This is a genomic window from Stenotrophomonas testudinis (assembly GCF_024499815.1).
Lineage (GTDB): Bacteria > Pseudomonadota > Gammaproteobacteria > Xanthomonadales > Xanthomonadaceae > Stenotrophomonas.
This window is the reverse complement of the sequence record NZ_JAMOKY010000012.1, coordinates 55,160-74,655: the sequence shown is the minus strand read 5'-3', so window position 1 is coordinate 74,655 and position 19,496 is coordinate 55,160. Positions and strand designations below refer to the sequence as shown.

The 19,496-nt window shown below is 58.2% G+C and carries 19 protein-coding genes, 1 tRNA gene and 2 pseudogenes; 4 read left to right on the top strand and 18 right to left on the bottom strand.

Features of this window, described 5'->3' with window-relative positions:
• Positions 1 to 3: 3 nt before the first annotated feature.
• Genes NQ204_RS09615 through NQ204_RS09595 form a run of 5 tightly spaced genes read right to left on the bottom strand, consistent with a single transcriptional unit; the run spans position 4 to position 6,053 of the window.
• On the bottom strand, positions 4 to 1,290 hold the full coding sequence (locus NQ204_RS09615; RefSeq protein ID WP_256643730.1) for a hypothetical protein: 1,287 nt from the start codon (positions 1,288 to 1,290) through the stop codon (positions 4 to 6).
• Complete coding sequence (locus NQ204_RS09610) at positions 1,290 to 2,471, bottom strand: glycosyltransferase (RefSeq protein ID WP_256643729.1); 1,182 nt, start codon at positions 2,469 to 2,471, stop codon at positions 1,290 to 1,292. The genes NQ204_RS09615 and NQ204_RS09610 overlap by 1 nt, the downstream gene beginning before the upstream one ends.
• Positions 2,468 to 3,661 carry a lipopolysaccharide biosynthesis protein gene (locus tag NQ204_RS09605; RefSeq protein ID WP_256643728.1) on the bottom strand — a complete coding sequence of 398 codons (1,194 nt, stop codon included), beginning with the start codon at positions 3,659 to 3,661 and terminating at the stop codon, positions 2,468 to 2,470. Before NQ204_RS09605 ends, NQ204_RS09610 begins: the two co-directional genes overlap by 4 nt.
• Before the next feature lie 9 nt (positions 3,662 to 3,670).
• The gene (gene gmd, locus NQ204_RS09600; RefSeq protein ID WP_197578774.1) at positions 3,671 to 4,789 is read right to left on the bottom strand and encodes a GDP-mannose 4,6-dehydratase; all 1,119 of its coding nucleotides are present in this window, start codon (positions 4,787 to 4,789) and stop codon (positions 3,671 to 3,673) included.
• 13 nt (positions 4,790 to 4,802) lie between these two features.
• On the bottom strand, positions 4,803 to 6,053 hold the full coding sequence (locus NQ204_RS09595; protein WP_256643727.1) for a glycosyltransferase WbuB: 1,251 nt from the start codon (positions 6,051 to 6,053) through the stop codon (positions 4,803 to 4,805).
• A gap of 652 nt (positions 6,054 to 6,705) precedes the next feature.
• On the opposite strand from NQ204_RS09595, the gene fcl reads away from it, so the two are divergent.
• Complete coding sequence (gene fcl / locus NQ204_RS09590) at positions 6,706 to 7,650, top strand: GDP-L-fucose synthase (protein WP_256643726.1); 945 nt, start codon at positions 6,706 to 6,708, stop codon at positions 7,648 to 7,650.
• A gap of 78 nt (positions 7,651 to 7,728) precedes the next feature.
• On the opposite strand, the gene NQ204_RS09585 is transcribed toward fcl, so the two are convergent.
• Positions 7,729 to 9,858 (bottom strand): YjbH domain-containing protein, encoded by a 2,130-nt coding sequence (locus NQ204_RS09585; RefSeq protein WP_256643725.1) that lies wholly within the window; start codon positions 9,856 to 9,858, stop codon positions 7,729 to 7,731.
• Between NQ204_RS09585 and NQ204_RS19670 the strand changes: the two are divergent.
• Positions 9,840 to 9,917 (top strand): annotated as a pseudogene (locus NQ204_RS19670) (hypothetical protein); the annotation flags it as partial. The gene NQ204_RS09585 and the pseudogene NQ204_RS19670 sit on opposite strands and share 19 nt — an antisense overlap.
• Here the strand turns inward: NQ204_RS19670 and NQ204_RS09580 are convergent.
• The 5 genes and pseudogenes from NQ204_RS09580 to NQ204_RS09560 form a co-directional block, all read right to left on the bottom strand.
• Positions 9,900 to 10,610 (bottom strand): annotated as a pseudogene (locus NQ204_RS09580) (capsule biosynthesis GfcC family protein); the annotation flags it as partial. The pseudogenes NQ204_RS19670 and NQ204_RS09580 overlap by 18 nt on opposite strands.
• A gap of 20 nt (positions 10,611 to 10,630) precedes the next feature.
• The gene (locus NQ204_RS09575) at positions 10,631 to 11,269 is read right to left on the bottom strand and encodes a YjbF family lipoprotein (RefSeq protein WP_256643723.1); all 639 of its coding nucleotides are present in this window, start codon (positions 11,267 to 11,269) and stop codon (positions 10,631 to 10,633) included.
• A 68-nt stretch (positions 11,270 to 11,337) separates the two neighbouring features.
• On the bottom strand, positions 11,338 to 12,444 hold the full coding sequence (locus NQ204_RS09570) for a polysaccharide biosynthesis/export family protein (RefSeq protein ID WP_256643722.1): 1,107 nt from the start codon (positions 12,442 to 12,444) through the stop codon (positions 11,338 to 11,340).
• Positions 12,445 to 12,533: 89 nt separating this feature from the next.
• Positions 12,534 to 12,839: a hypothetical protein gene (locus NQ204_RS09565; RefSeq protein WP_256643721.1), complete on the bottom strand. Its 306-nt coding sequence runs from the start codon at positions 12,837 to 12,839 to the stop codon at positions 12,534 to 12,536.
• A gap of 88 nt (positions 12,840 to 12,927) precedes the next feature.
• Positions 12,928 to 13,461: a phosphatase PAP2 family protein gene (locus NQ204_RS09560; protein WP_256643720.1), complete on the bottom strand. Its 534-nt coding sequence runs from the start codon at positions 13,459 to 13,461 to the stop codon at positions 12,928 to 12,930.
• A 166-nt stretch (positions 13,462 to 13,627) separates the two neighbouring features.
• Between NQ204_RS09560 and NQ204_RS09555 the strand changes: the two genes are divergently transcribed.
• Positions 13,628 to 13,704: transfer RNA gene (locus tag NQ204_RS09555), tRNA-Arg, on the top strand.
• Between the two features lie 105 nt (positions 13,705 to 13,809).
• Positions 13,810 to 14,697 carry a HEPN domain-containing protein gene (locus NQ204_RS09550; protein ID WP_256643719.1) on the top strand — a complete coding sequence of 296 codons (888 nt, stop codon included), beginning with the start codon at positions 13,810 to 13,812 and terminating at the stop codon, positions 14,695 to 14,697.
• Between the two features lie 7 nt (positions 14,698 to 14,704).
• Here NQ204_RS09550 and NQ204_RS09545 read toward each other — a convergent pair whose 3' ends face one another.
• From NQ204_RS09545 to NQ204_RS09515, 7 genes are read right to left on the bottom strand one after another with little or no spacing between them, the layout of a single operon-like run.
• A complete protein-coding gene (locus NQ204_RS09545; RefSeq protein ID WP_256643718.1) occupies positions 14,705 to 15,526 on the bottom strand; it encodes a tyrosine-type recombinase/integrase in 822 nt (273 codons plus the stop codon).
• A 26-nt stretch (positions 15,527 to 15,552) separates the two neighbouring features.
• Positions 15,553 to 15,888, bottom strand: a complete 336-nt coding sequence (locus NQ204_RS09540) for a hypothetical protein (RefSeq protein WP_256643717.1) — start codon at positions 15,886 to 15,888, stop codon at positions 15,553 to 15,555.
• Positions 15,875 to 16,192, bottom strand: coding sequence for a hypothetical protein (locus tag NQ204_RS09535; protein WP_256643716.1), 318 nt, complete (start codon positions 16,190 to 16,192; stop codon positions 15,875 to 15,877). Before NQ204_RS09535 ends, NQ204_RS09540 begins: the two co-directional genes overlap by 14 nt.
• Positions 16,189 to 16,779 (bottom strand): hypothetical protein, encoded by a 591-nt coding sequence (locus tag NQ204_RS09530; RefSeq protein ID WP_256643715.1) that lies wholly within the window; start codon positions 16,777 to 16,779, stop codon positions 16,189 to 16,191. Before NQ204_RS09530 ends, NQ204_RS09535 begins: the two co-directional genes overlap by 4 nt.
• The gene (locus NQ204_RS09525; RefSeq protein WP_256643714.1) at positions 16,776 to 16,964 is read right to left on the bottom strand and encodes a hypothetical protein; all 189 of its coding nucleotides are present in this window, start codon (positions 16,962 to 16,964) and stop codon (positions 16,776 to 16,778) included. Before NQ204_RS09525 ends, NQ204_RS09530 begins: the two co-directional genes overlap by 4 nt.
• Positions 16,961 to 18,958 (bottom strand): DNA cytosine methyltransferase, encoded by a 1,998-nt coding sequence (locus NQ204_RS09520; protein WP_256643713.1) that lies wholly within the window; start codon positions 18,956 to 18,958, stop codon positions 16,961 to 16,963. The genes NQ204_RS09525 and NQ204_RS09520 overlap by 4 nt, the downstream gene beginning before the upstream one ends.
• Positions 18,951 to 19,493 (bottom strand): hypothetical protein, encoded by a 543-nt coding sequence (locus NQ204_RS09515; RefSeq protein ID WP_256643712.1) that lies wholly within the window; start codon positions 19,491 to 19,493, stop codon positions 18,951 to 18,953. Before NQ204_RS09515 ends, NQ204_RS09520 begins: the two co-directional genes overlap by 8 nt.
• Positions 19,494 to 19,496 lie beyond the last annotated feature (3 nt).

Sequence of the window (19,496 nt, the reverse complement as noted above, 5' to 3'; positions counted from 1 at the left end):
TATTTACTTACTTCGAAATCGTATCTTTGAGGCAGTGCATGTGGCTAGGATAACGATTATGGCCACAATGGAAAAAACTAAATCAAATCTCCATCCAGCGAAGCCGACTGCAAAGGTCATGTATTGAATTGAGTTCGAGTCAAACATTCTAAACAGATTTGAAAGCCCCCAGAGAATTAACGGGAGGGCCACGACGGAAAATGGCCCGAAGTTTGCGTAGGCCTCGCCGATGTAAGTTGAATTTAGTGCAAGTCCATCCACATCCAGTCCAGATAGTCTTCCGAGTGTCAGCCCAAAGCCCTCAGGTCGTCCCGGCCAGATCGCTTTGGGAAGATAGAATGTTAGTGGGCGAACGATGAATGTGTCGCCCATTAAGTAACTATACTTGGACGGATAGTTCTCGATGACCATGTTGGCCATATTCAGGTTGCTTGCCTCAAACGCAGAGGAAAGAATTAGCTGAATATCCTGCCCGTCGGACGTGGCAAGGTGCTGGGTTGCGGTGTCTACCGCATAGCTCATTTGCTGGAGGTTTAGGCCATTGCTCCACATCATTCCGCGAACAATTGGGAATATAGAGTTGGCTTGAATTATGATTGGAGCGGCAAGGAGTAGGATTGCATAGCCCTTCTTGGGTACCGATTTATAGGCGAGCGCATAAGATATTATGCAGGTTAGTGCGATAATTCGGTTTCCGGAAATGATGAGCTCCAAGCCTGCTATGCAGATTAAGCCAATGCAGAACGATCTGGTACTAATAAGTTCCTTTCGCTTATAGAAGAGCAGCAGAAATGGCAGGGTGAAACGCATCACATTTCGTATCTGCAAGAGAGCAACCGCAACAGCATCTCCCTGCATAGACTCGCCGTGGCTGCTGTACCAGTGCCCTCCTGTGAGCTTCCCTGAGGAAATAAATCCGTAGATAGAAAATGCAAGATAGGTTGCCGCGTACCAATGCAACAGTTTCTTGTTCTCGACTATATTTTGATTGACTTTTATCTTCGGGAGGCCGATATGCCGATTGGGGATTAGGAATATGGTGGCAGCGACTCCGGCGGTCACTAGGTACACTCCTGGACTCCCATCAATGGTCATATTCGGGATGGGGATGTCTATTTGTCGAATTCTGCCGAAGACCGCGGAAAGAAATATAGGCGCTCCAACAAAATAAGAAAATCCCAGCTGAACGCCCGCCCAGTAGGTTATTGTTTCCCTCCTCACGACTTGGACGATCATTGCCAGGCACAGTGCGGTAGTGATTAGGGCCAGAATAATATTCAGGGTCTGCACTATCCGCGAACCTCCATGCGTACTTTCTTGAGGTATGCAATCAGAGGATTGTGCCTTAAAAAGGATTTTGCGTAGCTAAGCTTTGGTATGGTTGAGTTGGAGGTACTGCATACTTTCCCATCAGTACTGGCGCCATCCAGAATTTGAACCACAGCCTCCAGCTTCGCGGCTGTGGCCTCTGTAGAAAAGCGTGAAGCTACGATCTTGTGAGTCTCCAGGGCGCGAGTACAAGTTGGGCTCTCACGGACAGATGCGTTGCAGATTGCTTTGCTTAAGAATGTGCTCTCGTTTCGTTGATAGTAAAACCCCTCCATAGAAGTGAACTCCCATGGGGTGTTGTCGCGATACTCTCTTGCTCGATAGACCACTGGGAGTCCTGAGCCCAGCGACTCAAGAATGACGTTGCCGAATGATTCCCCTCGCTCGGCATCAAGGGCGAAGCAGTCACTAGCCCAGTAGTAGCGCCGAAGCTTGTGATCATCGTCTACGCGGGCGATCAGATGGCAGTTTTCATTGCCTTCAAGTTTCAACGATATGGACTGAGGCGCGCCGATAAGAATCATCTTGGTTGATGTTCCTCTGATCATTTGAGCGAGCTTGAGATATGAGCTTGACCACTTCCCATCATGGGGGGAACCAACGCGAAGGATGACGTTGTCGCATGCAGCGATGTTCAACGCGTTTCTTGACTCTTCACGCTCTTCGGCCGTTGGTGGGCGGAATGTGTCGGTATCCTGACAGTTTCCAATGACAAATGGCGCCTTGCTGGATGGGAATCCTGAAAGTCGATACTGCATGGCTGCCCATTCACCAAGTACGGCCGTGCACCATTTCCCCGGCCACCTTGCAAAGGTGCTGTCTTGGATTGCGAAAATGTTGTTGACGATAAGGTGCGGCGCGTGAGGCCCGAGGCTGCGAACAGTCTGCTGAAGTAGCTGAATTGCCGCGTGCTGGCCTGCGGAGTAGCTCGAGTAGTGGAAGTGGACTACGCTCACCTCTGCCCAGTCTAGATCCGTCAGGTTCTCAAGAATCTGGCCTTTTGATTGAAATACTGCACGCCTGGAGGGGGTGATGCCCTTCGTTGCGTGAATGATCGGATTGTATCCTAGGGCGATCCAGCACTCGCAAGAAGTAAGTGCACTGCGGCTGGTGCCGCCGAGGCCGCTGTCGGAGAAGATCACGACGACGATTCTGCTTTTCCTGTCCATCTATTCGTGCCGTTACTCTTTGTTAGGGACCAAGCTAGAATTAGCTGCGAACATAGAATACCCAGTGCTGCCACTGTGAAGCTGCCTGCGTAGCTTCCGATGCTTACAATTACTAAGCCAGTAAAGACCGAGAGTCTTGTGAGACGTTGAACAGCCGCTTCCTGGTTTTTTGTGTAGAGGCATGCAGACAATATTTGGCAGAGTAAGCTCAGGAGTGCTGCGCAAAATGCGGCCACATAAACAAAATTTTGGGAGGAGGCGTCAGCGTTGAAAAGCATCGGCGCAATCCAGAAGAGTGCAGGAGATGTTGCTGCTAAGAGCAGAAGCACGAGTCTAAGCGGCTTATATGTTTTCTCCCAAATGGCCTGCCTTTCGGGCGATGACTCTGCATGTCGTAGGTTCGGTACCAGTCTGGATGCTATGAGTGAGGTTATGATGTGGACGGGACTGGCCAGGCGTACAGCACTTGCATACAGGCCTGACAAGTGCGAGCCGAGGAATGCATTTATCAAGATTACATCTAGCTGCTGCAGCATGGTCCAAATATTGATAAGCCAATAATTGGAGCCCCCTCGCAGGGCATTCTTATGTAAACTCTTGAAGTTGTATTGGCCGAGAAAGCGGATGGCGCCGGCGAGCCAGGCAAGGGTAAAACACCCGCTAATAATTGCAAATTTGTCCCATGTGGGCCCCAACACGCTTGCGGCAGCTAGCGCGGCCAGAGGAAGCGCTCTCCGAATCAGGGTGAAGATGTCGGCTTCCTTGTTCTTCTTTAGTCCATAAAGATATGACTGTGCGATATTGTTTTGTAGCTCAGCTGCCGTGAAAGCGGCAGCCGAGACCATTATCCAGCTAAGCGATCCCAGTGAAGTGGCGCTTGCAAGAAGCGTAGCGAGAAAGGCAGTGGCCGACAGTACGATCGCTGCAGCAAGATAGCTGCCACCCGTGCTGCTTTTGGGTTCAGTTATCTGCAATGCCCTGTTGGGGAGTCCAGCGCTAAGAAGTCCAATTAGGATGGCTCCAATTGCGCAGGTTGTAGAATAAATACCGAACTGCGCCAGATTTGCCGTTCTCGCCAAAAGTATTAGGAAAACTCCTTGGCAGGCAGCGGCGGCTACCCTTGAAAAAAGCGAAAAGCTCGCGCTGCCGTTACCAGGGGTCATGCTGATCAGTTACTCTTTGCTTTGCGTAATTGGGTAGCCATTGTCCCGGAGCACGACCTGTTTGGCTGCCAAGGTCCAGTCGCACTCAATCATTTCCTTTACCATGTCTTTCAGGGAAATCTGAGGCACCCATCCAAGGTCGGTTTTGGCCAATGTTGGGTCGCCCAGTAGGGTCTCAACTTCGGCCGGGCGGAAGTAGCGCGGATCGATTCTAACGATGACATCGCCAGCCGTTACTCCTGGTGCCCTATCGCCGGTCACCGATTGGACGATTGCGTGTTCAGTAGCGCCGGTTCCCATGAAGCTCAGTTCTATCCCAAGTTCTCTTGCAGCCATCTCAATGAACTGGCGGACGCTGTATTGCACCCCTGTCGCAATGACGTAGTCCTTCGGGGCATCCTGTTGAAGCATCATCCATTGCATACGCACATAGTCTTTCGCGTGACCCCAGTCGCGTAGTGCGTCTAGATTGCCCATAAAGAGGCAGCTCTCAAGCCCCTGCGCAATATTGGCAAGTCCACGGGTAATTTTTCGCGTTACGAATGTTTCGCCGCGGCGCGGGCTCTCGTGATTAAAGAGGATTCCATTACATGCGTAGATCCCATATGACTCGCGATAGTTTACGGCAATCCAGTAAGCATAGAGTTTTGCTACACCATACGGGCTTCGTGGGTAGAACGGGGTTGTCTCCGTCTGAGGTACTTGCTGAACTAGGCCGTAAAGTTCACTTGTAGAGGCCTGGTAGAAGCGCGTCTTATCAGTGAGTTTGAGGAATCGTATTGCCTCGAGGAGACGCAAGGTGCCAAGGGCATCCACGTCTGCTGTGTACTCGGGTGCTTCAAAGCTCACTGCCACGTGACTTTGTGCGCCGAGGTTGTACACCTCATCTGGTTGCACTTCTGCGATGATGCGTGTCAGGTTGCTGCTATCCGTGAGGTCGCCGTAGTGGAGGTGCATGCGTGCACCCGCTTCATGGGGATCTTGATAGATATGGTCCACTCTTTGCGTGTTGAACGATGATGCGCGCCTTTTGATGCCGTGAACTTCGTATCCTTTCTCAAGCAATAGCTCTGCGAGGTAGGATCCGTCTTGGCCGGTTATACCAGTAATGAGTGCCCGTTTGGTCATGCTAGGTCCGTCTCTAGTTGGTGGAAACGCTGGATTCTTTCGGCGTTAGGATGGAAGTAAGATTGCTATTAAAGCCGGCAAGAATCGCGTCTAGTCCGAGAGTGTGCTCCGCCTGATGTCTAGCTGCGGCGCCTAACACTCTCCGTCTGTCAGGTTGGGAGCATAATTCACGAATCGCGCTTGCCATTGCGTGAGCATCGCCTGGCGGGACGACGACTCCGCTCTGAGCTAGGGCCTTTGCTACACCCGTGCCATGCGCTGCGGTTGCGACCACAGTACGTCCACTAGCAAGCATTCCTGTTAACTTTGATGGCATAACGAGATCTGCCACGTCGGCTCGTTGTGGTAGTAAGTGTATGTCCGCTAGTCCCAGCCAATCATTAAGCTTGTCGATCGGTTGAAGCTCGAGAAAATGCACATTCGGGAGATCCGCGCAACTTTGTTCTAGCAGCGATCTCCCGGGGCCTTGCCCGCCGAAGACGAAGTGAAGTTGTTCCATGTCTTTCAGAGAGCGCGCGACTTCCTCCAGAATTTCAAGCCCCTGTTTAAGGCCCATGTTTCCAGAGTAAAGTGCCACTACTGCTGAGTCTGAAATATTAAGAAGTCTCCGGTAAGGGCTTGAGTCGGAGAGAGGGCGTATTGCGCCAATGTCCACCCAGTTTGGAAAGAGTGTGCGTGAGCTTCCTTCGACACCCTTTGTGGATAGACGTTCAATCATCATTTCGGATATTGTCGACACACGATCAAACCGGCGCATTATTGCGCGCTCAATTGCAAAGGCTATTTTGCGGCCAGCGTTCGCTCGAATCACGCCCATTTCCAACGCTGCGTCAAGCTCAAAGTCTTGAATGTGCAGCCAAGTCTTGGCGCCCGTGACTTTTGCATATAGCCAGGCTGCTGGAGCGCTCGCCATTGTCGGCGCGATGTTTACCACTACGTCGGCTCGGAAAAAAAGTGACGCGGCGAGTGCTGGGATACAAGTCAGGCCAAAGGAGGCGAGGTGTAGTAGGCGTGTTAGGCCTCGAGGTCTGGCGGGGACCCAGATTGGGCAACGGAGAACCTCTGCTCCTGATATCCATTCGCGTGACCACCACCAACGGCGATACGCGTTTGATATTTTCCATGACGGGTAGTATGGCGGAGCGGTAACTACGCGAACCGAATGGCCATTCGCCGCAAGCCAGGTGGCCATCTCGCCTGTATATTTGCCGGTACCGATGTCCTCGGGGGCGTAGTTGATCCCAACAATCAGAACGCGAGCCATTCGTGGGCCTCTGGGTTTCTTAGGTGACGGTGCGGGACTCTGGTCAGCAGTTTTTTTCCGCCCGTCCGCAACTCGAAATGGGCGGGGCGAGTGCTGCATTGGAGTGGCCGCTGAGTCGGCCTCGCGCGCGTGCTGGTGACGCTTACTGGACTGCAATTCCTGCATAAGGTGGCAGTGCATTCAAGTGAGCGGATTTGCCTAAAATCGAAATGGTCCTGGTCTGCGTCGGCTTCCTGCCTTGATGTGTTCAACAACATCTATCTGATCCTTCTGTACCATGGCGCGCAACTGCCACTGTCTGCTCAGCTTGTCTACGCTGTCCTGGGCATCCGCGTGTGCTGGACCTCGAATCGCCACAGGGATTCCTGAGGGCGTCTCGTGGCAATCTGTCATCATATCAAAGTTGCGTGAAGAGTGCGCTTTTGTGTCGCTGGCATGGGTTGCTAGGCCTGCAGGGTCGTCCGAAAGGGCCGGAATGGGGTAGGCCTAGTCCGCGGCTCATGGCACACTTGCAGGCCCTCTCGTTGCATGAGAGGGTTAGGAGCACGGAAGCAGCGGCGGCGCTTTGGTACCTCTCTGGTGCTGGCAAGGTGAGGTCGATGGCTGCATTTGACGTTTCCGTGCGCGTCCACCTCTCCCTTGAAGCAAATTCATGACACCTGAATCTCGCATTTTCGTAGCAGGCCATCGTGGTCTTGTTGGTAGCGCAATAGTCCGTCGCCTGACCTCGCTAGGTTACCGGAACCTTATTCTTGCAAGTAGAGGTGTCCTGGATCTTCGAGATCGTCAGTCAGTAGATGCTTTTTTCGAGCGTGAGAGGCCTGAGGTTGTATTCTTGGCTGCAGCAAAAGTTGGCGGCATCCATGCGAATAGCACCTATCCAGCAGATTTTCTGTTTGAAAATTTACAGATTCAAAATAATGTTATAGATGGGGCGTATCGTTTCGGGGTTGAGAAGCTTGCGTTTCTTGGCTCCTCCTGTATTTATCCCAAACATGCTGAGCAGCCCATTCGCGAAGAGTCATTATTGACCGGTTCGCTCGAGGCAACGAATGAGTGGTACGCTGTGGCGAAAATTGCGGGAATTAAAATGTGTCAGGCATATAGGAGGCAGTACGGATTCAATGCCATAAGTCTGATGCCGACGAATCTATATGGCCCTGGTGATAATTTTGATCTCCAGAACTCTCATGTGCTTCCGGCTCTGATCCGAAAGTTCCACGATGCCAAGATCGCTGGGATGCCTGAGGTTGTCATGTGGGGGTCCGGCACGCCTCGTCGCGAATTTTTGCATGTAGACGACATGGCTGCTGCGTCTGTTTTCTTGGCTGAGACATACAGTGGTGAGGACATTGTTAATGTCGGGGTGGGGGAGGATATCAGCATTCTTGAGCTTGCTGAGCTTGTCCGCGCAGTCACGGGATTCTCCGGGCGTATCGTGAATGATCTGACTAAGCCCGATGGTACTCCCAGGAAATTGCTCGATGTCAGTCGACTGAGTGATCTGGGATGGAAGGCCAAGATCGGCCTGCGCGAAGGAGTTACTGCCACCTACGAGTGGTTTTTGGAAAATCAGGGCTCGCTCCGAGAGGTATAACTCTTCGAGCTCATGGGTCTTGAATTATGATTTCGGGCGGCATCCTTGCGGATGCCGCCCGTTTGCACATCAATATAGTTACTTTTCGATGGCGTTTAGGTTGTCGAAGAAAAAGCCAGGATCTCTTTCTGAAGTCGCTTGATAGAGGCTGTAGCTTCGGGAGAGTCGAGCTCCGCCATCGCGATATAGCGGATTCCATAGGAAGTTTGCTCGCGCCCGTGTGGATCTGGGTAGCATGAAGTCAAATGGAACGGAAACGTATATCCCCTTGTCGAAACTGCCTTCGCCGAAGTCCTGAGAAGAGACATTTGTTTTGGTTGCGTACGCGCCCATTGACACGCCGTTGCTGAACGCACGCGACAATGAAACTGTTGCGCCCCAGTCTTTCGCTAGGTAGCGGCCTGCACTTGTTGAAAATACAATTTTTCTTTCGTTGCCCAGCTGGTAATAGAAGGTGGCGTGACCTGTGGCGACGCTGTAATCCCTAAAGCTCAGTCTTTGATCGAAATCCCGTTGCTTTACCCAGTTCATCTCGGCGCCGATTGCCCATCGTTCACCGAGCGGCCTGTAGATTACTTCGGCCCCAAGGCCGCCATACATCGATTCAAAAAGACCCGCGTAGGCCATGCCGTACAAGTCACTTCCGAGCTGCCGCGTGCTAGTAATTTGGAGGTTGGGGAGCGTAAGGTCGGCGGTCGTCAGATACTGTCGCACGTTTGTTCTGACGCGCGGGAGATTGCTGGGCGCGTCATAACGAAACTTGTTGTAATTATTGTACGCGTTATAGCTGGCTGTTCCGCTCAGCCAGGTGTTCCTAGTGAAGTAGAATGTGGATGAATAAGTCCCTGCGATCTGGAATAGGATGAATCCATCCGGGCCGCCTAGGGACTGTTGATAGCCTATATTAAATCCGCCATCAAATCGGTGGATGGGAGTCGTATATACATTCGTCCGTCGTTGCTGCGCAGGGGGAGCTTGCTCGATGTGGCCTGCTAGCTGATTGAGTTCGATTCGACGGTCGAGGTAATCATGGAATGCGCTTAGTTCCATGCTGGTTTCTACGATTGGAAGCCCCAGGCGAGTGTTCTGTATCGTGATCCAGTTGATGTCTGAAGGAAGGCTTTGGGCGACAATCCGCGAGGCTCTGCCGAGACCTTGTGCGGGATAGAAGAATTTTCGTTGTTCGCCGGAAATGATAAGTTCCGAGCCGCGTCGGCTTATCTCGCTCACGCGCAATCCTGCGTTATCGCTTAGCTGCTCTGTTATGCGATTCCAATCAGTGCCGACATCCGGCGGTGCTCCTGCTGTTGCACGCGCGCCGATGCTCCCTTCTATCGGAAGCGGGTCTAGTAGCTTGGGCATTGCTGTTGCATTGGCTAGGTTCGCGTGAACGGTTATACCGAACATGGCAGTATCACCTCGCTCCCAACCGAGGTGAAGCTGAACGTTCTTGTTCAGTGCGTAACTCGCACCAATATTGATTGGGCTTCTCTGACGAAAATTATTCTGCTGCGGCTCATGCTTGTAGTCATTGCCGTCGTACTCAACTTTAATCTGAAGCGGATCCCAGGGGGTCTGATACGCGATGCCGCCGAATACACCAACGGGGCCTTGGAATATGCTTTTGCTGTTCAGCTTTCCCGCCTGTACGCCAGATCGCCTTTCCTCGAACCTGTCATCAATTGCGGCCAAGGGGTTTCTGAAGTCGCCCCTATTGCCGATATAGCCAGTTGCCAATCCCAGGCTAGCGTCAAAATCCCCAATGCGCTTACTTGCGACGACGTATTCGCTAGAAAAGAGTCCGGTGCCGCCAATGTCGCGAAAGCCTGCTGCAACTTCTGGTACCCAACGGGACTCCCGGAGAAGACGGAGCTTGAGGTCGATTGACTTGTCTTTGTTGCTCTGATTTCCGCTCAACCATTCCGGCCCGTACCTTCGGTTGGAAACGGAAACGTAGCGAAAGGCTCCCTCTAGCCAGGGGAGTGGCTGAAGAACAACGTTGTATCGGCTATTAGGGGTGGTGTAGCTTGCGGTAAAGCTTAGCTCTCCCTCATCAGCCATTCTTGCAGTTGGGGTCTGGAGTAGCCCGATGCCACCCCAGTCGCTCGCTGTCGGTGCTGGGGGCGTCTGCGCATGTAGTGCAGTGCTGATGCTGATACTTATGAGCGCGATGCTCGTGCGCGTAAAGGGTGGGCGGCGGTGCTGCATTAGTGGCTGGCTCTGGGTGCCGTAAGCACCTGGGTGGCGAGGAAGCTGGCTGCTTCTTCATTGATGTCAGGGGCGATCGAGCTAATCTGGTGTTCGTCCAATGGCACGAAGACTATGGCTCCTGGTGCAAGATGTGCAGGGGCGTCCTGGTTCCATAGGGCAATACCCACCTTCTGTACGCGGCCGTCTGGCTGGATCACGTACAGGTAGTCTCGACTGGCCGCTCGGCGGAGAGCTTCGCAACTGTTTCGGTAGGTGAGTGCGTCGCGGAGAAAGCTGTGACGGAGCGTGCAGGGGCGAGTCACTGCGCCTGTTACCGTCACAGTCTCAGGGCGCGTGGGGTAGACAAGTTTGTCCCCGTCTAGCGCAGGGCGATCCTTTTGCGGGTTTGCCTCGAGCGCGCGTGGATCAAGCAATTGCACTTCACGACCGGTAATAGGTAGATCGGCGATTTGGTCGCTAAGCGCGCGTGCAGCATTTGCAAGATCCGCTGACTCTCGTTGTCCGGCGACGATCTCCAGGTCGAACAGTAGCCCGGCCTTTAGGCGAGTCTGCGACGGTGTGGCGCGTTGGCGCAGCAGGGCGGCACCCAGAAGATAGGCATCTGAGGTGGGAGTAGCGCCCAGTGCAGCGACGCTCAGGCGACTTCCGGCTGGGATTGCTTGGCTGCCGCCGGTGCGGACATGGCCGCTGACGTCTACGTGAATGGGTGGAGCGGCGCTGGCGCTGTAGCCCAGGCCTATTCCAAGCATAAGCGCTGTCAATCGCGGCATCATTGGGCTTTCAGGTCCTGCGAATAGGGCTTGAGCTGAATGATTTCCAGGCTGGTGTCGGGTGCAATGGCTTGCACGCTCTTCCAGATGAAGCCATTGGAAGGGTCTACCCAGTAGTCGTTGTTGCGGCTCCAGCCGCTGCCACGCAGTTGCTCGCGAACATGAAGCAATTCTCTGGATTTGCCAAGAATTTCAACGTTCTCGCGGCCCAGGGTGTTCAACGTGCCTGTGACTTCCATGCCGAAGCGGTAGCCGGGCATCACGTCGTAGCGCCGTTGTACCGTTGTCCCATTCGGCACCTGATGGAGTGCCCGGAACGGGGACGCGCCCTCAATATTCATCCTCTGCAGCTCTGGCAGGCCGCTATAGGTGCCGACGACCAGGCCATCGGTCAGATAAACGATGCTGCGATCAGCGCTGTACCACGCGCGGCGTTCACCGTCGACGTTACCCAGCACAAGTACTGCGCCGCCGGTGGGGCCGGTGACCTTGATCTGCGGATAGCGCGTCGCCGCAACCTCGGTTGCAGTCGGTTCTACATCGGGCTTGCCCTGAAAGGCTAGCTGCACCGTCTTGATGCTAGTTCGACCGACTACGCCGCAGCCTGCCATCATCAAAACGGTCAATGCAGCCAGCATCCAAGCGGGCTTGAGTCTAGCGAAACGGGCAAGACTGGCCAAAGCGCTCCTGCGCATGGTGAACCTCGTCAATTGTCCAAGTCGTTCTTGACGCTGGCGGCGTTGTTGATGATCGCGGTGAACGGCAGCAACTGGTTCACGAACCGGCTCCACCGCGTGACACCTGCGGCGCCGACGAAGACGACATCGCCAGGCTGCAGGCTGAATTGGCTTGCTACGGCGAATGCTGCTGGCGAGCGTGCTTCGAGATGGAACACCTGAGATGGCGTGTTCTGCAGATCATTGGAGCCGCGAATGACATACACGGCGTTGCCGTTGGAGGTGGTCTGCAGCAGGCCGCGAGCCCGGCCAAGTGCCTGGCTCAGCGAGATGTCGCCGGTCTTGAAGTTCAGCGCGCCGGGCTGATTGACCTCGCCTACCACGAACACTTCCTTGCGATCCAGATAGGGGACGTAGATATGGTCGCCGGCAGCCAGGAATACGTTGGTGTCGCCACCACCGTTGCGGCCCAAACGGTCTAGGTCGATTGTGTAGGTCGTGCCGTCGCGCGTCAGGCGTACGCCCGAAAGGTCTGCCTGGGTCGGGTCCAGGCCGGCCTGGCTGATGGCATCTCCTAGCGTCAAGGGAACGACCGTGAGAGCCACGGTAGCGGGCTGGCGCGAGGCGCCGGTAACCCATACGCGCTGACTCGCATACGTCAGCAGCGAGACATCGACCTGCGGCGCCTCAATGTAGCGCGCGAGCTTGGAGGTCAGCTCTTCGCGGAGTTCGCCGGGGGTCTTGCCTGCCGCAGTGATCTTGCCGATGTAAGGGTAGAACAGAGACCCATCGGCCTGCACCGGGCGGCCGGCGGCATTGAGCTGCTGCTGCGCACCGGCCGGCACTGTCAGTTCGGGATGATCCCAAACTGTTATGTAGAGGACGTCACCGGCGCCAATGCGGTAGGGGGCGGGCTGGAACTGCGTTAACGCAGTCGGCAGCGCTGGCGTAGTGTTCGATGCGCGATCCATTGCGATCAGCTTCGGAGTGATGGGGATCAACTCGATCTGATCGTTTCCGAGGGGCTGGTCGTCGCGGGCCAGTACGCTTGAGCGCATATGCTGGCCAGGAGCCCACATGCAGCCTGACAGGGTAAAGGCGATTGCCGTCATGGCAACGAGACGCTTGCAGTCCATCGAGAATTCATCCTGGCCCTGACGGGCATGAAAAAACCCCCGCCGAACTGACGCCCGGCGGGGGCGGGGGTACATCTTCGGTAGACCGATCAGTTGGTGCCGGTGGTGCCGGTGGTACCCGTCGTGCCGGTGGTGCCGGTCGGCGGGGTGGTGCCACCGCCATTGTTGTTACCCGCATCGTCCTTGCTGCTGTCGCTGGCAACGCTGTAGACAACAGCGGCTGCAGCAACGCCCAGGCCGACGGTCGCAACCGTGGTCAGGGTGCCGGTGGCGGCAGCGCCGGCGCCTTCAGCACCGGCAGCAACTTCGGCGGCCGGCTCGGCAGCCGGGGCTTCCTGGGCAAACACCGGGGAGGACAGACCCAGCAGGGCCAGAGCGGCAATCATCTTCTTCATCTACGGGGTCTCCTACTCCGTGAGGGAAATTTCCGCAGCCATCCTCGCTAATTGGAGGGTGTTGTGTCAAGAAATATGAATGCCTGCGTTACGGACTGTGACGTTGCATGACTTCAGAGCGGCCGGAAAGCCACTTTGCGAGTTCGACCACGACCTCGTGGGTGCGGAGATGGGGCGCTGCAATCGGTAGTGCGAGCCCCGCAACCAAGGCGGCCGTCAGGATCCAATGGCTCGGTCTTTCCGGTGGCCCCTTGGCTCGAACAGTCCATGCCGCAGCGGCAATGCCGAGTACCAGTCCGGCGACTACTTCGGAGAGGCTGTGGGCGTGCAATGGAATGCGGGACCACCCAATCAGCAGGGCGAGGATTGCCCCTGCTGCAAAGCCCGCAATTCTCGCTGGCCTTGTGGTCCCGGTTAGCAGGGTCCCCGCCACCGGATAGATGGCGCTCGACATCGCGGCATGCCCGGAAAAGCCTGTGAAATCGATGCCCGCGATGCCCAAGCCCCAGCCCATGTAGGCGAGCTTGCTTGCGAGCGTCAGCGCGGCCGTGAAGGCGATGGCCGCCAGTGCACGCCACTTGAATGCCGATCGGGGAAGGCTGATCAGCAGGATGGCGATCATGGGCAGCAGCCAGCGGCTGTCACCCAGGCTCGATAGCAGTTTCCAGACGTCCGGCATCTTATTTGGAATGGGGCGGGGCAGGAGATGATAGCGACACCCGCTCCGTTCCATTGCCTCTCCCGCTTGGTCCATTCAGCCAGACGCGGTATCCTTCCCAGCTGCCAATGGCCCCGTAGCTCAGCTGGATAGAGCGTCCCCCTCCTAAGGGGAAGGTCGCCCGTTCGAATCGGGCCGGGGTCACCAGAATCAATGAGTTGCGCCGTTTCTTTAGAGATGGTCAGCTCTATTCCGCCGTGAATAGGCCGATTTCTGGCACAGTTGGCACAGTTCAATCGAGCTGTGCTGATCATGGAAGAGCCTCAGAAGATGGACCTCTACTGCTGCTTGTCGGCTCTCCAGGTGGGAGACCAGACGTTCGACTTGGGCCGTGGGTTGTCGATTGTCCCCGCTTACACCCATGTCATGTCCAGCGCGATGATTGCCGTTAAACGACCAGCAGCACCGGGCCGGCATCATCCCGGTCCTTGGGCTGCGACGGGGAACGGGTTCGCTTTTGATTCCGAGGCAGTTCTTTGTATTCCCGCAGGCTACAGTCGCGCCAAGTCTGATTCCGCAGCCGTGGCACGATACATCGCAGCTTTGCTTCGCCTGTGGGTCGATCCTCGGATTCGCTGGATTCTGGCGTCCAACATCCCCCCTCACAAAATTGAATGGGCGCCTGAAAAGGGGAGGGTGCACGTTGCCTCTGCTGTCGAGGTGCAGCCTTGGTACTTCGAACTCCATCCAGCGACTGAAAGGGATGCTCTGAAAGATTTGGAGTGGGTTCGAGATCATTGGGAGGCCGCAATCGATCTGGCTGAATCGAACGCATCATTCAGCCTAGCGCTGGATGCAATATCCAACGTTCAGTTGGTTCACAGCTCTGCACTCGGACTTGTGTCTGTGTGGGGCGCACTCGAAGCTCTTTTCACAGGGGCAAATAGCGAGCTCAGGTTCCGAGTGTCAGTGATGATCGCTGCCTACCTGAAACCGCCAGGGCCCGAGCGAATCGCCCAGCATAAGCGAGTCATGAAGCTCTATGACGCGAGGTCCGCCGCAGCCCACGGGTCGCCAAAGCACTCGTCGGAGGACTTGCTTGCATCGCTGGAGCTGCTGCGAAAAGTCATCATAAGGATGATTGAGTCCAGGCGTGTGCCCACCAAGGAAGAGCTCGAAAGCCTTCTGTTTGGTGCATAGAAGCCGGTCAGTATCTGAGTTTTGCGACGGCGCCGTCATCTCCATCTGGAGTTAGATGAGCGTAGTACTTCTCAGTAGTCGCATAGTCCGCATGACCAGCAAGCAGCTGAACGCGCCGCAATGGCACGCCAGCCATCACCATGTGAGCGCAGAAGGTGTGACGTAGCCTGTGCAGGTGCCCACCAACACCAGCCAGCTCCGAATCCTTCTTGAACCAGTCCGACACAGTGTCCTTGTGGACCGTGACGAGAGGATCAGGAAGGTGGCGCAACGCCCATCTGGCATAGCGGTTGAGGGGAACCTCCCGCCACCTTCCTGATTTTGTCCGGCCTTCGCCGCTCTCGTCCGGGTCGCTCTCCACCAGCAGGCGGCCCGCCACGACCGAACTTTTCTCAAGACCGATGATCTCGCCCCGCCGCAGCCCGGTGTGGGCCATAAAGAGCCACAGCGGCGCCCGCCCAGGGTTCGCTCGATACAGCCGGCGCATTGCCACCCGGTCATAGAACTTGACGGCCACGCTCCGCACGCCGCGAGGCGCCTTCACTGAGGACAGCGGGTTCACGTCCAGCTCTTTCCATTCGACGCCGCGGTTGAATGCCGCCTTCAGCCGTCGAATCTCCTTCCCCACAGTTTCCTTAGCCGCCTTGTCGTCCAGCAGTCTGGCGCGCTTGTACTGCTCCACCTCGACCGCTCGGATGCTGTCGATCGGCCGGTGGCCGAAGCGCTCGATGAAGCGCTTCACCTCGCTCCTGGCCTTCGAGATCGTGGTCGGGTGCTCGGCCTCGTACCAGTCCAGATACCACTCCAGGTAATCGCGGACCTTGGGCAAGCGCGCCAAGATCCGGACCCCATGGGTCAGTTCTGCTTCTTTCGCGGCACGTATTCTCTCCGCCTCACGGGCGTCAGGTTCCCCAATGGACCTGCGAAAGCGCTCGCCGCCTTCCGACCAGTCGAGGTAGGCCTTGCTGCCGCGCCAGTAGAGTCGAACCTTTGCCATTCCTCTGCACCCTCAATCGCGGCGTAGAGCGCCGCCTTTTCGTACAACTGCTTTCCCATGAAGCGACGGGGCGTGAGCCCATAGCCCATGGCGTTTTTCCTGAACTGGCTGTTGGAGACGCCGCAGTAGTGGGCGGCTTCGTCGACGGTGAGCCAGTCTTTGCCGGAGAGGTCCAGCTTTTCAGCGGCTCCCATGGGCGCCTCCTGCAGCCTTCCTCCTGCCGGCGGGCTGATCGGCCAGGCTGAGGTTGAACTGCACCACGTTGTCGGTGACTTCCGGCAGAGCCGGTGCGCGCGGGGTGCGGGCTGGCTTGTTCATTCGCCGCCACGCAGCCAGTGCCGCGTCAGCATCTGAATGCTTCTTGGTGGAGCTGCATGCGCACTCGACCAGGTGGCCGCCGCCGGCGGCCGGGCCGCGCAGGTCATGGATGTGGCGCGCGCGGTGGCCGGCGGCGCAGTTCGGCAGGCCTTCGGGATGGCTGATGTGTTTCTGCGTCATGGCTTCTGGCACTCCAAGATGTGGGCTTCGATCTTTTCCAGCAGGAAGGCGGCTTCCCTGGCGCGCTTCTCCCGGTCGTAGCGGTTCAGGACGTAAGGCCCGGCGTCCCGCAGCCATTTCAGGGGCTCGATCAGCATTCGGGCATCGATGGGGAGGCGGGTGCGCGGGTCGACGGGTTTGACCATCGGATTGCAGTCGGGGCCGGCCCAGTCCTCGGGGTCGCCGCACCTGGTGCATACGCCGGCCTTGAACGCGTGGTCGCGCTCGGGCTGGATGACGCGCGGGGTTTCCCACAGGGCCCGGACGACCCAGCGGCGAACGCGAGCGTGATAGACGTGTTCCGGGGTCGCGGTCATCCAGCAGCCGGGGCGCGAGTCGCCTTGGTGCCGGTACTCCCAGCGGACGGGCGGCTGGGTATACAGCTCCTGCAGCAGGGTGTCGCTCCACTCGCGCACCTGGTCGGCCGAGATCGGCGCGCCGGCAGCGCCAAAGCGGCGCATGGTGGTGACGACTGCGGCGACGGGCGAGGATGCCTGGCATGCGTCAGCGGTGGCCGCCGGGGTGGTGGGGAAGCTTGTAGCGGTCATGCGAACAGATCCTGTTGAACCGGGCGGACCGGCAACGCCGGCGGCGCCGGCAGAGGTGCAGAGGCGCGCATGCGCGCGCGCTGTGCTGCGTTGAAGACGAACCAGAAGCCGAGGCCATTCCGGCGTGCGCGGCATTCCGAGAGGAGCACGCGCGCGGTGTGCTTGGCCTGGTTGAAGCCGGTCACGCGGCCGCCGCCATGCTGGTGGGCACACGGTCCAGATTGGCCTCGGCCAAGGCACGCAAGGGCGGCGGGCTGACGCTGTTGCCGACCATGCGCACGGCGGCGCTGGTGCTGAGCGGCGTGCCGTTGGCGGTGCGATCGATGATGTAGCCGGTCGGGAATCCTTGGGCGCGGTACAGCTCATGCGGCTTGAGCATGCGCAGGCCGATATCCACGATGACGTGTGGCACGCCCTGGATGTGGACGGTGACCAGCGCCAGGCGGTCGCGGGTGGTGACAGTGTCCACGGGATCGAGCAGGGAAGGAACGTTCGCGCCAGTCCCGTAGTACTTCACCAAGAACGCGGCCACGCGCAGTGCACCGGCCTCCTGATCGGGCGACAGCTGGGCCAGCTCGGCCTCGGCCAGGGCGTGCCCGCCGTTGCCGCTGGCAGTGACAGTGCCGACGGGGGCGCGAGCATCCTTGCTGCCGTTGCCCCATCGCTGGACGCCGCCCGGCTTCCCCTCGCCGTGCGCTGCTTGGACCATGAAGGCACTGGAGATGGCGTGGTGCTCGGCCTGAGCGGCCACGGTGGTGAGCGGCGTGCGCGCGTCGGCGCCGACCATGTTCCGACGCAGTGTCACCAGCGAAGCGGCAGAGACTGCATGCTTTGCACCGCCGGCAACCACCGTGCCCAGCGGCTGCTGCAGGTCGAGCGCACGTGGGGACTGGCCCTCGCGCTCGCCATAGCCCGTCTGAACCAGCGTGGGCGCTACCAGGGCGGTGTCTGCCTTGGTGGTCATGGTGTAGAGCGGCTCGCCGCCGGAGCGTGGCTCGGACTGGCCGGCCCGGCCACCGACGCCGGCAAGGATCGGTGTCACCACGGAGAAGTGGCCGCCCTTGACCCCGGCGCAGACCGTGGGCAGCGGCTCGTCGGCCGCCATCGTTCGCTGGCGGCTGGCATTGGCGTGCTCAGTGAGGAACGGCGCCAGCTCTGGTGCAGCCAGCATCAGTTCGCCGCGGTTGGCGGCGGTAATGGTGCGCATGGGATCACACACGTCGTGCACGCGGTCGCTGCCTTGGTGCGTCACCGGCACGATGAACGGATCCGCCGATTCGATGACGTGGCGCATGACGCCCTTGGCGATACGGCGCATGGTAGCGTCGGCCAGCGGCCGGGTGCGGGTGAAGATCGACGGGCAGGGGATAGAGAAGTCCAGGCAGTCGGCGGCGGTGACGCGGGGCGTCTGGCCCGGTGCCTGGCCGTGGCTGGCCTCCGGCCACACGATGGACTCGCCGTCACGCCGCGCGAGCAGGAACAGGCGTTCGCGGCTGGTGCCGGCACCGTAGTCGCTGGCCACCAGCTTGCGCCATTCGACGGCATAGCCCAGCGCACGCAGCGCGGCCACGAACTGCTGCCAGGTGCGGCCGCTGTGGCGCTTGTCCGGCACCAGCTGCTGGTTTTCGACCGGCACGCACTCGCCGCGCGCTGCAACGGTGCCGTCCATCTTGATGACGCGGCCGGTTTCCTTGCAGCGCTTGGCCACCAGCGGACCCCACGTCAGGATCTGCCAGACGTTCTCCATGGAGATGATGCGCGGCGCGGTGTTGGTGCCGTGCAGGCGATCAGCACGCAGCAGCTGGCCAACCCACTTCAACACCACCCACGACAGGGCGCGGGTCTTCCGGCTCCGCGGCTGGCCGCCCTTGGCCTGGCTGAAATGCGTGCAGTCCGGGGAGGCATGGAACCAGCCGATGGGGCGACCGGCCACGTCCACGCGCGGGTCGGCGTGCCAGATATCCTCGCGGTGGTGCTGGGTGAGCGGGTGGTTAGCGGCGTGCATGCCGATGGCCAGCTCGTCGTGGTTGTAGGCCAGGGCGGGATCGATGCCGAGGGCCTGCTTGAGGCCTTCGCTGGCACCGCCGCCGCCGGCGAACAGGTCGACCACGATTTCGCCCGGGCGCAGGCGGGAGCGCTGCGGCGCGGGGAAGTTGAAGGAGCGGGAGCCGTCAGCCATTGCGCACCGCCTGGCTGTCGATCAGGGCCAGCAGCTGGTCGCACTTCCGCACCTGCTGGCGACGCTCGACCATCCAATCAGGCAGGTCGATATCCCGATAGCTTTCGTAGCCCTGGATGCTGTGCGCACAATGCTTGGACCATGCTGCAATCGGCTCGCGGAACTTCCCCAGGTCCACGGCCTGCGCGGTCGCATCGGCACGCGCCGCATTCCAGAACGCCTCAGCCCAGTGACCAGCCGGCGGCGGCGTGTGGCCCTGCGCGCCGACCATCAACGTGCCGGTTATTACGTCGCACACGCTGGCGCGGATACCTGCCGGGTCGGCATCGAGCGAGTAGGGCAGGTCCACTGCCTGCGCGGGCTGCTCCGACAGGAAAATCAGCCGCTGCCCTTCGTCCGGATGATGGTTCACCTCGGCGATTTCGCGTGCGCCGTAGAGCTTCGGCATCGCGCCGGGATACTGGGTTGCCCAGCCAGACCAGCCTTCGCCCAACGGCTGCCCACTGCCAACGGTCAAGGAATTCTTGTCGTTCATGGC

What these genes read in the sequence shown, in the direction of transcription:
- NQ204_RS09530 (WP_256643715.1), bottom strand. Translation starts at nt 16,779, where the DNA reads ATGACCGCTACAAGCTTCCCCACCACCCCGGCGGCCACCGCTGACGCA.
- NQ204_RS09560 (WP_256643720.1), bottom strand. Translation starts at nt 13,461, where the DNA reads ATGATCGCCATCCTGCTGATCAGCCTTCCCCGATCGGCATTCAAGTGG.
- fcl (WP_256643726.1), top strand. Translation starts at nt 6,706, where the DNA reads ATGACACCTGAATCTCGCATTTTCGTAGCAGGCCATCGTGGTCTTGTT.
- NQ204_RS09520 (WP_256643713.1), bottom strand. Translation starts at nt 18,958, where the DNA reads ATGGCTGACGGCTCCCGCTCCTTCAACTTCCCCGCGCCGCAGCGCTCC.
- NQ204_RS09515 (WP_256643712.1), bottom strand. Translation starts at nt 19,493, where the DNA reads ATGAACGACAAGAATTCCTTGACCGTTGGCAGTGGGCAGCCGTTGGGC.
- NQ204_RS09570 (WP_256643722.1), bottom strand. Translation starts at nt 12,444, where the DNA reads ATGGACTGCAAGCGTCTCGTTGCCATGACGGCAATCGCCTTTACCCTG.
- NQ204_RS09585 (WP_256643725.1), bottom strand. Translation starts at nt 9,858, where the DNA reads ATGCAGCACCGCCGCCCACCCTTTACGCGCACGAGCATCGCGCTCATA.
- NQ204_RS09575 (WP_256643723.1), bottom strand. Translation starts at nt 11,269, where the DNA reads ATGCTGGCTGCATTGACCGTTTTGATGATGGCAGGCTGCGGCGTAGTC.
- NQ204_RS09540 (WP_256643717.1), bottom strand. Translation starts at nt 15,888, where the DNA reads ATGGGAGCCGCTGAAAAGCTGGACCTCTCCGGCAAAGACTGGCTCACC.
- NQ204_RS09535 (WP_256643716.1), bottom strand. Translation starts at nt 16,192, where the DNA reads ATGACGCAGAAACACATCAGCCATCCCGAAGGCCTGCCGAACTGCGCC.
- gmd (WP_197578774.1), bottom strand. Translation starts at nt 4,789, where the DNA reads ATGACCAAACGGGCACTCATTACTGGTATAACCGGCCAAGACGGATCC.
- NQ204_RS09565 (WP_256643721.1), bottom strand. Translation starts at nt 12,839, where the DNA reads ATGAAGAAGATGATTGCCGCTCTGGCCCTGCTGGGTCTGTCCTCCCCG.
- NQ204_RS09605 (WP_256643728.1), bottom strand. Translation starts at nt 3,661, where the DNA reads ATGACCCCTGGTAACGGCAGCGCGAGCTTTTCGCTTTTTTCAAGGGTA.
- NQ204_RS09550 (WP_256643719.1), top strand. Translation starts at nt 13,810, where the DNA reads ATGGAAGAGCCTCAGAAGATGGACCTCTACTGCTGCTTGTCGGCTCTC.
- NQ204_RS09595 (WP_256643727.1), bottom strand. Translation starts at nt 6,053, where the DNA reads ATGGCTCGCGTTCTGATTGTTGGGATCAACTACGCCCCCGAGGACATC.